Raw genomic sequence first — 14,088 nt, 5'->3', positions numbered from 1 at the left:
CGGCAGCGGCCTTGGCAGGCGCAGCCGGCGCACCGATCCCGTGCCCGGCATAAGGCGGTGGAGCTGTTTAACGGCGCTGGCATCGGCGGGCTGGGCATGGTCTGATCGCACGGAATCCCACCCGTGCAGCACGCTCCAAGGCCCCCGATGTTTGAAGCCAAGTACCAGACGTTCGCCGATTCCGCCGCCCCCGCGCTCGGCACCGCCCGACTGAAACGGCTGCGCGAGGAACTGCAGCGGCGCGGGCTGGACGGTTTTCTCATCCCCCGCGCCGACGCGCACCAGAACGAATATGTGCCGCCCTGCGACGAGCGGCTCGCCTGGCTCACCGGCTTCACCGGCTCGGCCGGCGTCGCGCTGGTGCTGCGCGACGAAGCCGCCATCGTGGTCGACGGGCGCTACACGCTGCAGGCCGCCGCGCAGGTCGACACTGCCTCCTTCACGGTCGTTCCACTGGCCGAGACCGCGCCCGACCGCTGGCTGGAAAAGCACCTGCCGGCCGGCGCGCATTTCGGTTACGACCCGTGGCTGACTACGGTGGAGAGCGAGCAGAAGCTGCGCCGCGCCGCCACCGCTGCCGGGGGCGTGCTGGTCGCGGTGGACGGCAACCCGCTGGACGCGGTGTGGCACGACCGGCCGGCGCCGCCGCTCGCCCCCGTCACATTGCGCGACCCGGCGCTGGCCGGCGAGAGCGCGCCTGACAAGATTGCCCGCGTGCAGGCGGCGCTTGCTGAGCAGAAGCTCGATGCGCTGGTTATCTCCGATCCGCATTCGGTCGCCTGGGCCTTCAATATTCGCGGCGGCGACGTGAACTTCACCCCGCTGCCGCTCGCCTGGGCGCTCATTCCGCGCAGCGGCCGACCGACCCTGTTCGTCGACGGCCGCAAGCTCTCCAACGCCGCGCGCGACGCCCTGGCCACCTTCACCGAAATCGCCGAGCCGATGCTGCTCGAGCGCGCGGTGGAGAAGGCGGCCGCCAGCGGCGCCACGGTGCGGCTCGACCAGGCAACGGCCCCGTCGCTGCTGGCCGCGCGAATCGAGTCCGCTGGCGGCAAGGCCTCAAACGGGGTGAGCCCGGTGGCGTTGATGCAGGCGGCGAAGAACGCGGCCGAGCTTGCCGGCATGCGCGCCGCGCATCGGCGCGACGGCGCCGCGCTTGCCCGCTTCCTCGCCTGGTTCGATGCCGAGGCGCCGAAAGGTGCGCTGTCCGAGATCGACGCCGTCTGCGCGCTGGAGACCTTCCGCCGCGACACCGGCGCGCTGAAGGATGTCTCCTTCCCCAGCATCTCCGGCGCCGGGCCCAATGGCGCCATCGTGCATTACCGCGTCAGCGAGGCGACCAACCGGGCGATCCGCCCCGATGAGCTGTTCCTCATCGATTCCGGCGCGCAATATGAGGACGGCACCACCGACGTTACTCGCACGCTCATTGTTGGCACAGCGAGCGCGGAGATGCGCGACCGCTTCACCCGCGTGCTGAAGGGGCATATCGCCATCGCCCGCGCGGTGTTCCCGCTCGGCACATCGGGCGCCCAGCTCGACAGCTTCGCCCGCCAGCATCTGTGGGCGGCGGGGCTCGACTTCGACCACGGCACCGGCCATGGCGTCGGCGCCTATCTCTCGGTGCATGAGGGGCCGGCGCGCATCTCCAAGCTCGGCACGGTGGCGCTGGCGCGCGGCATGGTGCTCTCAAACGAGCCCGGCTACTACAAAACCGGCGCCTATGGCATAAGGCTGGAGAACCTGGAGATCGTCGTCGACGGTCCGGCGATTCCCGGGGCGGAGCGGACGCTGCTCGCCTTTGAGACGCTCACCCTCGCCCCCTTCGACCGGCGCGGCATCGACACCGCGCTACTCACCCCGGACGAGGTCGCCTGGCTCGACGCCTATCATGCGCGCGTGTTCGCCGAGATCGGGCCGCTGGTGGACGAGGCGACGCGCTCCTGGCTGCAGGCCGCCACGGCGCCGCTGGCCGGCTGACGTCGCCGATCCACCGTTCCGTACCGGCGCTCGCAAGGCGCGGATATTGATGATGGTTCAATGGAACCATCGTCGACCCACGACGTTATCCCGGCGACCAATGTAACGGGACGGCTGGAGACTCGGCGATGACGACTATTCTGATTGTTATTCTGATCCTCATTCTTGTCGGCGCCCTGCCGAGCTGGGGCTACAGCCGCAATTGGGGCTATGGCCCCAGCGGTCTTGTCACCATCCTGCTGGTGATCCTGATCGTGATGATGCTTACCGGCCGCCTCTGACCGTCGCGCGCCGAATCTGAAAAGCCGCCGCGTCTCCCCCCGCGGCGGCTTTTCTACGTTGTCGGGCCCACGCCGGGCCGGTTCAGCCGCGCAGCGCCGCTGCCGCTTCCGCCGCCGGCACCACCTTTGCCCCGGCAAATTCCAGCGCCGCCATCATCGCCGCCTGAACCGCCGGCGCGGGCACATCCGTGCCGCCGAAGGCGAGCGGCAAGGTTGCGGTCGCGTCATGGGCGAGCGTCACCTCATAGCCAAGATCGAGCGCCGCGCGGCTCGCCGCATCCACGCACATGTGGCTCATCGCCCCCACGATCACCAAGCTTGTGATGCCGCGCCCGCGCAGCAGCGCATCGAGATCGGTGTTCAGGAAGGCATTCACCGCTTCCTTGACCACGACCGCCTCGCCCTCCAGCGGCGCGAGGCTGGGATGAATCTCCGCCCCCTGCGTGCCGCGCGCGAAGAACGGGGCGTCCTCTCCCGTCATTTCATGGCGCACATGCACCACGTTCGCGCCCTCTTCACGGGCGAGCGCGAGCAGTTCGCCCGCCTTCGCGGCTGCCGCCTCCGTGCCGTCCAGCGTGTAGCGGCCACCAGGGAAATAGTCGTTCTGCAAGTCGATGATCAGCAGGGCCGTCTTCGTCATGTGCTTCCCCTCTCGCGGTCTCGCCGCCGTCAGCCAGCCACCAGCGCCAGCCACTCGTCTTCGGTCAGAACAGCTACACCGAGATCGCGCGCTTTGGCGAGCTTGGAGCCCGCATCGGCCCCGGCCACGACATAATCGGTCTTCTTGGATACCGAGCCCGCCACCTTGGCGCCCAGCCGTTCGGCCATCGCCTTGGCCTCGTCGCGGGTCATCTTTTCCAGCGCGCCGGTGAACACCACCGTCTTGCCGCTCACCGCGCCGGCGCTGGCGATCACCTCCATCGGCTCGGGCGTCACCTCGCGCAGCAGCGCCTCGACGGCGGCCTGGTTGTTCGGTTCGCCGAAGAAATCGACCACCGCCTCCGCCACGACCGCGCCGATACCTTCGATGCCCACGAGTTCGGCCCAGGCCTCATTGCCCTTGGGGTGGGCCTCGCCGGGCGGCACGGCCGCCAGCGCCGTCTCGCGCAGCGCGTCGATGGTTGGGAAATGTCGCAGCAGCCGCTTGGCGTTGGTCTCGCCGACATGACGGATGCCGAGCGCGTAGAGGAACCGGTTCACCGGCACCTGGCGCCGCGAAGCAATGGCCGCGAACAGGTTTCTGGCCGAGGTTTCCCCCCAGCCCTCGCGGTTCTTCAGCCTTGTGAGCGCGCCGGGCGCGGAATCGCGAGACTCCAGCGTGAAGATGTCGGCCGGCTGCTTCACCAGCCCGGCCTCGAAGAAGGCCTGCACCTGCTTCTCGCCGAGCCCCTCAATATCGAAGGCGTCGCGGGAGACGAAATGGCGGATGCGCTCCACCGCCTGGGCCGGGCACACCAACCCGCCGGTGCAGCGGCGCACCGCTTCCCCCTCCTCGCGCACCGCATGCGAGCCGCAGGCGGGGCAAAGCGTGGGGAATTCATACCTTTTGGCCTCCGCCGGCCGGCGCTCCAGCTCCACGCTGACCACCTGCGGGATCACATCGCCGGCGCGCTGGATCACCACCCAGTCGCCCTCGCGAATGTCCACACCGCCCCGGATCGGCTCGCCATTGCCGCCAATGCCGCGGATATAGTCCTCATTGTGCAGCGACGCGTTGGAGACTACGACGCCGCCCACCGTCACCGGGGTGAGCTTGGCGACCGGGGTGAGCGCGCCGGTGCGCCCAACCTGGATTTCGATCCGCTCGAGCCGGGTGATCGCCCGCTGCGCCGGGAATTTATGCGCCAACGCCCAGCGCGGCGAGCGCGAGACAAAGCCGAGCCGCCCCTGCAAAGCGAGGCTGTCGACCTTGTAGACGACGCCGTCAATGTCGTAGCCCAGCGCCGCCCGCTGCTCGCCGATGCTGCGGTAATGCGCCAGCAGCTCCGCTGCCGAATGGCAGCGCACGGTCAGCGGGTTGGTCGGCAGGCCCCAGCGTGCGAACGCCTCGATCACGCCGAACTGGGTGTCGGCGGGAAGGCCGCCTTCGCTTACCTCGCCCCACGCATAGGCGAAGAAGCGCAGCGGCCGGCTCGCCGTGATCTTCGGATCGAGCTGGCGCAGGCTGCCGGCGGCCGCGTTGCGCGGATTGGCGAAGACCGGCTTGCCCGCCTCCTGCTGGCGTTCATTGATGGCCGCAAAGGCGTCGTGGCCCATATAGACCTCGCCGCGCACCTCGAACACGGCGGGCACGTCCTCGCCCCTCAGCCGCTGCGGAATTTCGCCGATGGTTCGGACATTGGCGGTCACGTCCTCGCCCTCGAAGCCGTCGCCGCGCGTCGCCGCCTGCATGAACACGCCATTCTCATAGCGCAGCGAGCAGGACAGGCCGTCAATCTTCGGCTCGGCGGTGAGGGTGAGGTCTGCATCCGTGGCAAGGCCGAGGAAGCGGCGCACGCGGGCGACGAATTCCTCCACCTCCTCGTCGGCAAAGGCATTGCCGAGCGAGAGCATCGGGACGGCGTGGCGCACCTTGGCGAATTTGGCGGAGGGCGCCGCGCCCACTTTTTCCGAGAGGCTGTCCATGCCGCGCAGCTCGGGATACTGCGCCTCGATCGCCTCATAGCGCCGGCGTAGCGCGTCGTACTCGGCATCGGAGACGGTCGGCGCGTCGTCCTGATAATAGCGCCGGTCATGGCCGGCGATCTCCTCGCCCAGCCGCGCATGCGCGCGGGCCGCCTCATCGGCGGTCAGTGCCGCCACATCCACGGGCCCATCGTCATAGGGCCGTTCGTCACCCGGCGGTGCGGAGGAGGGCGTCAGGGATCGCGACATGGCATTCACCGCAGGCATGGGCGGGGGCACCGCCGGGGGCCCTCTCCCTTTTCCAGAAATCGTCTTCCGCCTCAAGTCTCCCGATCAGGGCGCGGGCGGCGCCGTTGCGGCAGGCGCGGGCGTTTCCACCGGGTCGAGGCGGAACAGCCGCACCGGCGGCATCGTCACATCGCGGAAGCGCCGCGACACCTCGCCGAGATCCTCCCGCCCGCCAAAGGCGCCGGTGATGTCGTTGAAGGAACGGAAGGTGGACAGAACGAGCAGCAGCGGCCCCGGCAAGGAAAGCGCCTCTGGCTCGTCCATGAAGGCGTAGCGCTGGCGCTCGTCGAATTGCTGCACGGTGACGCCGGGCAGTTCCCGCTTCAGCATGGCGGTCATCTGGTAATCATTGGTGAGGATAGCGCTGGCGCCGATGGCGCGCCGCCTTGCGTCGATCTCGGCGGCGAATTCCGGCCAGCCGCGCGTCATCCGCAGCACGGCATCCTTGTTTCCCGCCAGCGTGGTGGGCACAAACAGCGCGTGAATCCCTAAGGCCAGGATCAGGCCGAACGCCAGCGGCAGCGTCGCCCGCGCCAGCCCCGGCAGGTTTCGCCCGACCCAGCCGCTGCCCGCGGGGGCCAGCATGCCCGCCGCCGCCGCAATGGCCACCAGCGGGTAGAGGAAGCCGACCCAATTGCCCTCGACCCGCGAACGCAGCGCATGCACAGCAAAATAAGCCAGCGGCACGAACAGCAGGATCAGCACCAGCGCCCGCCCGCCGCCGGGGCGGAAAGCGGCCGCCGCGCGGCGGGGCAGCAGGCCGAGTACGGCGAACAGGAAGATGAGCGGTGTCGCCAGCCCGATCTGCGAGCCGACGAATTCCGGCAGGAAGCCGGGACGGAACGGCGCCTGCGCTGTCACCCGGCCGCCCTGCTTGGTCAGCGTCGCCCAGTCATGGGTCGCGTTCCAGACGATGTTCGGCAGGAAGACGAGCAGTGCGAGCAGAGCCGCCAGCCAGGGCCAGGGGGTGAGCAATTGCCGCCGCAACGGCGCCAGCGCCAGTACCGCCAGCGAAAACGCGCCGGCCAGCATCACACCGGAATATTTCGATTGCGCCGCCAGCCCGGTCGCCAGCCCCATGGCCAGCCACCAGAGTGGACGGGGCGCGCGCACCAGCCGCGCGGCGCACCACACCATGGCGGCGCAGAACAGCGCCAGCGGCGCGTCCGGCGTCGCCAGCGTCATGCCGAGAAAGCCAAAGATCGTCGCGTTGAACAGCACCGCCGCCAGCGCGCCGGCGCGGCGATCCTCCAGCAGTTCCTCCGCCGCCCGCCAGACGAACCAGCTCGCCGGCAGCGCGGCCAGCACGCTGAACAGCCGCACCCCGAGCGGGGTGTCGCCCAGCAGCATCTGCCCGGCGCGGATGAAGAACGCGATCATCGGTGGATGATCGACATAGCCGGCCGAGAGCCCCTGCGCCCACAGCGCATAATAAGCCTCATCAGGCACCAGCGGCACAAAGGCGGCGAGCACCAGCCGCCAGACCAGCATAAGGCCGATCAGCGCCAGAGCGCCCCGCGTGGCGATGTCCACGGCCGACGACGATATCGGCGACGGTGCCTGACCGGCGGAAAGCGTGCTCATGCCGCGTCTTTCCATACCAGCGTCCGGCTCATGGCGTAGTTCCACACCGCGCCGATGCAGGCACCGGCGATGCCGGCAAGCCACCATTGCGCGGTCTGGTAGAATGCCCATTCGGCGGCGCCGACATTGGCCGCCGCGCCGAGCCCGCAAATCGCATAGAACGCCACCAGCCCGCGCAGGAAAGCCCAGCCGGACAGCCGGCGGTCGCGATAGGTGAGAAGGTTGTTCAGCACATAATTGAAGGTCATCGCCGTCAGCGTGGCGATGGTCTGCGCCACCAGGAAGCTGAGCGCGAAGCCGAGGCCAAGGCGCAGCGCCGCGAGATGGACGACGAGCCCGGCCGCGCCCACCGTGGCGAAGGAAAGGAAGCGCAGCGAGACGAGGCCGCCGGTCGCCTTGGAGACGATCAGCCCGAGAAAATCCATCAGCACCCGGTTGTCGAGCTTGCTGTCGCCGCTCTGCCGCACGCCGAAGCTGTAGGTCAGCTCCGTCACCTTCAGCCGCCCCCGCGCGGAGGCGAGGATGTCGAGCAGGATCTTGAACCCCTGCGTCGACAGCTTCGGCGCCAGTTCCTCGACCGTCTCCCGCCGCAGCATGAAGAAGCCGCTCATCGGGTCGGAGGACGTGACCTTCAGCACGCGCTGGGCGAGCGTGGTGGCGAGCCGGCTGCCCCGGCCGCGCCAGGCGCTGAAGCCTTCCGCATCGCCGCCGGGGGCGTAGCGCGTGGCCACCACCACATCGGCCCCCGCGCCCATCGCCTCCAGCATGCGCGGCAGCAGGCTCTCGTCATGCTGGAGATCGGCGTCCATCACCGCCACGACCGGCGCCTGCGCCGCCAGCATGCCCTCGATGCACGCCCCCGCCAGCCCGCGCCGCCCGACGCGGCGGATGCAGCGAATGCGCGGGTCGCGCCGGCCGATGCCGCGCAGCGCGTCCGCCGTGCCGTCCGGGGAATTGTCGTCGACGAAGATCGCCTCCCAGGCGATGCCGGCCAGCACCTGCGCCAGCCGCGCCACCAGCGGCTCGAGATTGCCGCGTTCGTTGAAGGTCGGGATGACCACCGTCAGGTCGGGAGCAACGGCCGGGCCAGGGTTTGCGCCAAAGGAGACCGGCGCGGCATGGGCGGGCGCGAGGGGAAGCGAGGACGTCATGAGTAGCCGGCGGAGAGAGGAACGGAGCGTGCGAAGGTCGAATAGGACAGCACGGCGCGGAAGTCGACGGGCGCGCGCGGCCGCGCGCACCGACCGGGCGTGGCATCAATCGGCTAGGGCACCTTTCAGCAGCCTGTCGGCTGCCGCCCGTGCCTCGGATGTCACTTCGGCGCCGGAGAGCATGCGGGCGATCTCCTCGCGCCGGTGATCGGGCGCCAGCGGCGCCACGCGCGTCGCCACCCGGTCGAGATCGGCCATGGCCTCCTTGGCGATGCGAAAATGGTTGCCCGCCCGCGCCGCGACCTGCGGGGCGTGCGTTACCGCCACCACCTGCACACGGGACGAGAGCCGGGCCAGACGGGCGCCGATGGCATCGGCCACCGCCCCGCCAACCCCGGTGTCGATTTCATCGAAGACGAGCGTCGGCGCTGAGCCCTTGTCGGCCAGCACCACCTTCAGCGCCAGCAGGAAGCGCGCCAGCTCGCCGCCAGACGCCACCTTCATCATCGGGCCGGGACGCGTGCCGGGATTGGTCTGCACCCAGAACTCAATACGGTCATAGCCATCCACCTGCGCCGCCTCGTCCATTTGGCAGTCGGTGAGGAAGCGCGCGCGTTCCAGCTTCAGCGGCGGCAGTTCGGCGTTCACTGCCGCGTCCAGCGCCACCGCGGCGGCCCGGCGCTTCTGCGACAGGTCGCGCGCGGCCAGGCGATAGGCCGCCTCCATCGCGTCGGCGCGGGCCTCCAGCCCCCTCAGCGTCTCCGCCCCATGGTCGAGCGCGTCGATCTGGTCGGCAAAGCGCGCCGCGACATTGGCAAGGTCATCCACCGTGCAGGCGTATTTTCGCCCGGCGGCACGCAGGGCGAACAGCCGCTCCTCGATGCGCTCCAGCTCGTGCGGGTCGAAATCGGCCTCGCGCAGCGCGGCGTCGAGATGGGTGCGGGCAAGGTCCAGTGCGTTCAGCGCCGCGTCGATCGCCTCGACCGCCGGCCGCACCAGCGCCTCCACCTCGCCGGCCCGGCGCTCCAGCCGGCGCACAGCGGCGGCAAGGCCGGGAATGGGCGAATTATTGCCGCCGACGGCGTCCTGCGCATCGGCGAGATCGGTAGCGATCTTCTCGAAGCGCATCATCTCGGTGCGGCGCGTGGCGAGCCGCTCTTCCTCGCCCGGCTCGGGACCCAGGGCCGTGAGTTCCTCCACCGCGTGGCGGATGAAGTCCGCCTCCTTGGCCGCCTCGTCGAGCCGCGCCTTTTCCTGCGCCGCCTCGGTGCGTGCCACGCGCCAGCCGCGCGCCCGGGCGGCCACTTCCTCGGCAAGCTCGACCAGCCCGCCATAGGCGTCGAGCAGGGCCCGGTGCGAGGCGGGGTCGACCAGCGCCCGGTCATCATGCTGGCCGTGGATTTCCACCAACCGCCGGCCGAGATTGCGCAGCATTTGCGCGCTCACCGACTGGTCGTTGACGAAGGCCCGCGTGCGCCCATCGGCGTGCTGCACCCGCCGCAGCACCAGCGCGCCATCATCATCGATGCCCGCTTCCGCCAGCATCCCGCGCACCGGGTGGTCGGCGGCGAGGTCGAACTCGGCCGTCACCTGCCCCTGCGTCGTGCCCTGGCGCACCAGCGACCCGTCGCCCCGCCCGCCAAGGGCGAGGGTGAAAGCATCGAGCAGGATCGACTTGCCCGCGCCGGTCTCGCCGGTGAGGACGGTGAGGCCGGAATGGAAGGAGAGGTCGAGCCGCTCGATGAGCACGATATCCCTGATCGACAGGGCGATCAGCATGCGTGACGCTCCAGAACGTTTACCCGCAGGACAAGGGGGCGCGCCCTTCTAGCATGCCGCGGCAGGGCGCGCATTCGTGTTCTTGCTATGTTCTCACAGGTCGCGGCGCGGCGAAAGAGACGTTTTCCTGCTTCCTCGCCGCGCCCGAAAAAATCACCTCTGAATCAGCCGTCACAAGGGCCCTCGACAGTCCCTAGCCGAGGGTGAAGCCCTTGAAGGCCTTGGCGATCCAGGATTGCTCGTTCATCTTCGGATCGACGCCGCGCGACTGCACCAGTTTGTAGGCGTCCTGATACCAGGAACTGTCGGGGAAATTATAGCCGAGCACCGCCGCCGAGGTCTGCGCCTCGCTCATCACGCCCAGCGCCATATAGGCTTCGGTAAGGCGGTACAGCGCTTCCTCGACATGGCGCGTGGTCTGATAGCGTGTCACCACCACCTTGAAGCGGTTGATGGCGCCGGCATAATTGCGCTGTTCGAGATAGTAGCGCCCGATCATCATCTCCTTGCCGGCGAGCTGGTCGCGGGCGACTTCGAGCTTCTTCTTGGCGCTGACGGCATATTCGGTGTTGGGGAATTTGCGAATCACCTCCTCCAGCGAATCCATCGCGCGCTGGGTGCGCTGCTGGTCGCGGGAGATGTCCGGAATCTGGTCGAAATAGGAAGCCGCGATCAGGTACTGCGCATAGGCCGCATCTTCCGAGCCCGGGTGCAGCGCCAGGTAGCGCCGCCCGGCAGCGATGCACTCGTCATAGGAGCCCTGGGTGTAATTGGCATAGGCGATCATCAGCAGCGCCTTGCGCGCCCAATCGGAATAGGGGTGCTGGCGGTCGACATCCTCGAAGCGGGTGATCGCCTGCGCATACTCACCCTTCTGCATGAGGGTCAGGCCCTCATTGTAGCGCTGTTCGGCCGGGACGTCGGGGTAGACCGTCTCTTCCTTGCTGGTGTCGAACAGGCTGGCGCAGCCGCCGAGCGAGGCGCCGGCCAGGACAAGGCCCAGCAGGCGCACGGCGACAACACCCGAGCGCGCCGTGCCGGCGCGGCGGATGGCAGGGGTCCCGCGGGCGGGAACAGTCTGGCCGAGACAGAGAAGACGCATCACAAGTTGGATCCCGATCTGGTCGCGGCTTCGACGCCAAGTACGTGGTCAGGCGCTAAGGCGGCTTTCCGACCGGATTATGGCGCCTCGGGATGCCAAGAGCAAAGAGGCGCCACCGGCCACCATTTCATGCCACCTGTTGCGCGCCGGACGCGGTCTGGGGGGCGGGCGGAAAGAAGGGGCCCAGGCGGATCGTGCCAAGGCGGCGAGGAAACGGAGGAGCCAAATGTCTCGCGCAGCCGGCAAGCGCCAATGGGGCAAACCCAGTTGGGAGGAAGCCGCTCCGGCGCCCCGCGCCAAGGCGCAGCGGCGGAAGCCTCACAGCTCCGGCGCGTAGGCCGGGACGGCGACCGCGATCAGGCCGGCATTGCTGCTGACGGTGCGGCGGGTCGGGATGCGAGCTTCGACGATCTCATAAGCGGAGCGGTCGGACAGCAGCGCGTCGACGACGGCGAAATTCAGCTTGTGGCCGCCGCGGTAGGAACGGTAACGGGCCAGCAGCGGCAGGCCGCCAATAGCGAGGTCGCCAATGGCGTCCAGGGCTTTGTGGCGCACGAATTCGTCGGCATAGCGCAGGCCGGTGGTGTTGATCACGCCCTCGTCGCCCAGGCAGATCGTGTTGTCGAGCGAGGCGCCGAGCGCATAGCCCGCCTGCCAAAGGCGCTCGACATCGCTGACAAAGCCGAAGGTGCGCGCGGCGGCGAGCTCCTTGCGGAACACCTCGGGCGACATGGTGGCGGCGAAGCGCTGGCGGCCGATGGCGGCATGGTCGAAATCGATCTCGACTTCGAGCCGGAAGCCCATGTCATAGGGCATGAGCTCGCCGAAGCCGGTTTCGGTCTCGACGCGAATCGGCTTGAGCACGCGCAGATAGCGGCGGGCATGGCCGGTCTCGACAATACCGGCCTCGTCCACGGCCGCCACAAAATCGCCGGCGCTGCCGTCGAGGATCGGCACTTCCGGCCCGTCGATCTCGACCCGGGCATTGTCGACGCCAAGGCCGGCGAAGCAGGCCAGCAGATGCTCGACCGTGGAAACGGCCGGGCCGCTCGAATCACGCAGCACGGTGGCAAGGTCGCTACCGCGCACCGCACCCCGGCAGGCGCGCACGGACTGGTTGGTGTCCTTGCGGAAAAAGACGATGCCGCTGTCGGCTTCGGCGGGCGAGAGGTGCATCTGCGCCATCTTGCCGGAATGGACGCCGACGCCGGAAAGCGTCACGTCGTCGCCAAGGGTGGTCTGCCGTACAGCGTTCATTCGACCCAAAAAGCGGCCGCTCAAGGCGCCCCGCTCTCCCCAATCCCCAAAACCAACACAGTGCGCCGCCATGAAAGGCGCGGAACCGAATCCGCAGCGGACGCTTATCGTTGGCTGGCAAGATAACGGCGCCGTGAGTCCGCGCCAAATCACGCTTGCTTACCGTCTGTTACCGTTTCTACGCTGACGCAAAAATCTGAAAATTCATTTAATTCCAAATAGCTACGCCCGGACCTCACGATCCGGGCGCTGCACTGCGTCACGCCTTGTGTAACAGGCGGCACGCGGCCGCCTGTCGCGCCCGCCTCAACCCTGACGACGCAGGAAGGCGGGGATGTCGAGATGGTCGTCCTCGGCCGGGCGCGCCGCGCGTGGATCGGCCGGGCGGGCCGCCGGGCGCTTGGCATACTCGGAGGCCTCGGGGCGCATCTCGGCGAGCGGCCGGGCCTCGGGCTGGGCCGGCGCGCGGCGCACCACCGGACGCATGTCCGCCGGGGGCTCCACCTCGTCCTCGTCCTGGCTGCGGCCGAGGCCGACATTGGCGAGGCGCTGCAGCAGCGTCATGCGCTTCTTCTCGGCGTGATGATGATCGGTCATCTCGCCGCGCGCCGCGCGGATCTGGTTCTGTGCCGGCATGGGCAGCTCGTCGACGCGCGGCATGCGCGGGGCGGGACGCTCGGCCTGCGGCGGGATGAAGGGCTCGATCGCGTGCTCTTCATAGGCCGCCTCATTGTAAGGGGCGGGCTCCGGCTCGGCATAGAGCGGCTGCTTGGGCGCCATCTGGCGGATCGTCACCTCGTCGATCGCGGCGGAGGCCTGCGAATAGGCGGGCTGGGCATAGGACGGCTCGCCATAGGGATGGTCGTTGACCGGGGCGGCAGCGAAGCTCGGCTCGTGATGCGGGGCGCCGAAATCCTCCGCGTCGAGCGCCGAGGCGACCGAGCGCAGGGCGGCGTCGCGGCGCGCTTCCACGGCGGCGCGGCCGGCGTTCGAGACGCGGCGCCCGCCGAGGTCGGGAAGGTTGTTGAGGGCGTGCGGGATCTGCTCGGGAATCACCGCCGGGTCGATGCCGGTGGCGACGACCGACACGCGGATCAGGCCTTCCAGCGTCTCGTCGAAGGTGGCGCCGAGGATGATGTTGGCGTCGGGATCGACTTCCTCGCGAATACGGGTCGCCGCCTCGTCCACCTCGAACAGGGTCAGGTCCTTGCCGCCGGTGATCGAGATCAGCAGGCCGCGCGCGCCGCGCATCGACACTTCGTCGAGCAGCGGGTTGGCGATCGCCGCCTCGGCCGCGTGGCGGGCACGCTGCTCGCCGGAGGCTTCGCCGGTGCCCATCATCGCCTTGCCCATCTCGCGCATCACGGCGCGGACGTCGGCGAAGTCGAGATTGATCAGGCCTTCCTTCACCATCAGGTCGGTGATGCAGGCGACGCCCGAATAGAGCACCTGGTCCGCCATCGCGAAGGCGTCGGCGAAGGTGGTGCGCTCATTGGCGACCCGGAACAGGTTCTGGTTCGGGATGACGATGAGGGTATCGACGCCCTTCTGCAGCTCGTTGATGCCCATCTCGCCGATACGCATCCGGCGCTGGCCCTCGAAGTGGAAGGGCTTGGTCACGACGCCGACGGTGAGGATGCCGAGCTCGCGGGCCGCGCGGGCAATGACGGGGGCCGCGCCGGTGCCGGTGCCGCCGCCCATGCCGGCAGTGATGAACACCATATGCGCGCCGGCCAGGTGATCGCGGATCTCGTCGAGCGCTTCCTCGGCGGCGGCGCGGCCGACTTCCGGCTGCGAACCGGCGCCGAGACCCTCGGTGACGGCGACGCCCATCTGCACGATGCGCTCGGCCTTGGAGAGGGTGAGCGCCTGCGCATCGGTGTTGGCGACCACGAAGTCGACCCCCGTCAGGCCGGCCGTGATCATGTTGTTGACGGCGTTGCCACCGGCGCCACCGACACCGAAGACGGTGATGCGGGGACGCAGTTCGCGGATGTCCGGTACCTGGAGGTTGATGGTCATTTTTAGTGTCCCCTAACGC

At 68.9% G+C, this 14,088-nt stretch carries 10 protein-coding genes; 2 read left to right on the top strand and 8 right to left on the bottom strand.

Features of this window, described 5'->3' with window-relative positions:
- Nucleotides 1-147: 147 nt before the first annotated feature.
- Together J2S76_RS14250 and J2S76_RS14245 are read left to right on the top strand one after the other, a co-directional pair.
- Nucleotides 148-1,980, top strand: coding sequence for an aminopeptidase P family protein (locus tag J2S76_RS14250; protein ID WP_307061248.1), 1,833 nt, complete (start codon nt 148-150; stop codon nt 1,978-1,980).
- A 128-nt stretch (nt 1,981-2,108) separates the two neighbouring features.
- Nucleotides 2,109-2,261: a DUF3309 domain-containing protein gene (locus tag J2S76_RS14245; protein WP_018387773.1), complete on the top strand. Its 153-nt coding sequence runs from the start codon at nt 2,109-2,111 to the stop codon at nt 2,259-2,261.
- Between the two features lie 82 nt (nt 2,262-2,343).
- On the opposite strand, the gene J2S76_RS14240 is transcribed toward J2S76_RS14245, so the two are convergent.
- The 8 genes from J2S76_RS14240 to ftsZ form a co-directional block, all read right to left on the bottom strand.
- Nucleotides 2,344-2,901 carry a cysteine hydrolase family protein gene (locus J2S76_RS14240; RefSeq protein ID WP_307061246.1) on the bottom strand — a complete coding sequence of 186 codons (558 nt, stop codon included), beginning with the start codon at nt 2,899-2,901 and terminating at the stop codon, nt 2,344-2,346.
- Between the two features lie 29 nt (nt 2,902-2,930).
- Nucleotides 2,931-5,153: an NAD-dependent DNA ligase LigA gene (ligA, locus tag J2S76_RS14235; protein ID WP_370874753.1), complete on the bottom strand. Its 2,223-nt coding sequence runs from the start codon at nt 5,151-5,153 to the stop codon at nt 2,931-2,933.
- 66 nt (nt 5,154-5,219) lie between these two features.
- A complete protein-coding gene (locus J2S76_RS14230) occupies nt 5,220-6,758 on the bottom strand; it encodes an ArnT family glycosyltransferase (protein WP_307061241.1) in 1,539 nt (512 codons plus the stop codon).
- A complete protein-coding gene (locus J2S76_RS14225; protein ID WP_307061240.1) occupies nt 6,755-7,909 on the bottom strand; it encodes a glycosyltransferase in 1,155 nt (384 codons plus the stop codon). The genes J2S76_RS14230 and J2S76_RS14225 overlap by 4 nt, the downstream gene beginning before the upstream one ends.
- A 105-nt stretch (nt 7,910-8,014) precedes the next feature.
- Nucleotides 8,015-9,688, bottom strand: a complete 1,674-nt coding sequence (gene recN / locus J2S76_RS14220) for a DNA repair protein RecN (protein ID WP_307061238.1) — start codon at nt 9,686-9,688, stop codon at nt 8,015-8,017.
- A 193-nt stretch (nt 9,689-9,881) separates the two neighbouring features.
- Nucleotides 9,882-10,790 (bottom strand): outer membrane protein assembly factor BamD, encoded by a 909-nt coding sequence (locus J2S76_RS14215; protein ID WP_370874752.1) that lies wholly within the window; start codon nt 10,788-10,790, stop codon nt 9,882-9,884.
- Between the two features lie 318 nt (nt 10,791-11,108).
- Nucleotides 11,109-12,047 (bottom strand): UDP-3-O-acyl-N-acetylglucosamine deacetylase, encoded by a 939-nt coding sequence (lpxC, locus tag J2S76_RS14210; RefSeq protein ID WP_307061236.1) that lies wholly within the window; start codon nt 12,045-12,047, stop codon nt 11,109-11,111.
- A 306-nt stretch (nt 12,048-12,353) separates the two neighbouring features.
- Nucleotides 12,354-14,069 (bottom strand): cell division protein FtsZ, encoded by a 1,716-nt coding sequence (gene ftsZ, locus J2S76_RS14205; protein WP_307061234.1) that lies wholly within the window; start codon nt 14,067-14,069, stop codon nt 12,354-12,356.
- Nucleotides 14,070-14,088: the final 19 nt, after the last annotated feature.

The sequence above is a fragment of the Ancylobacter vacuolatus genome (genome assembly GCF_030813595.1).
GTDB lineage: Bacteria > Pseudomonadota > Alphaproteobacteria > Rhizobiales > Xanthobacteraceae > Ancylobacter > Ancylobacter vacuolatus.
This window is presented reverse-complemented; position numbering and strand designations above follow the sequence as displayed.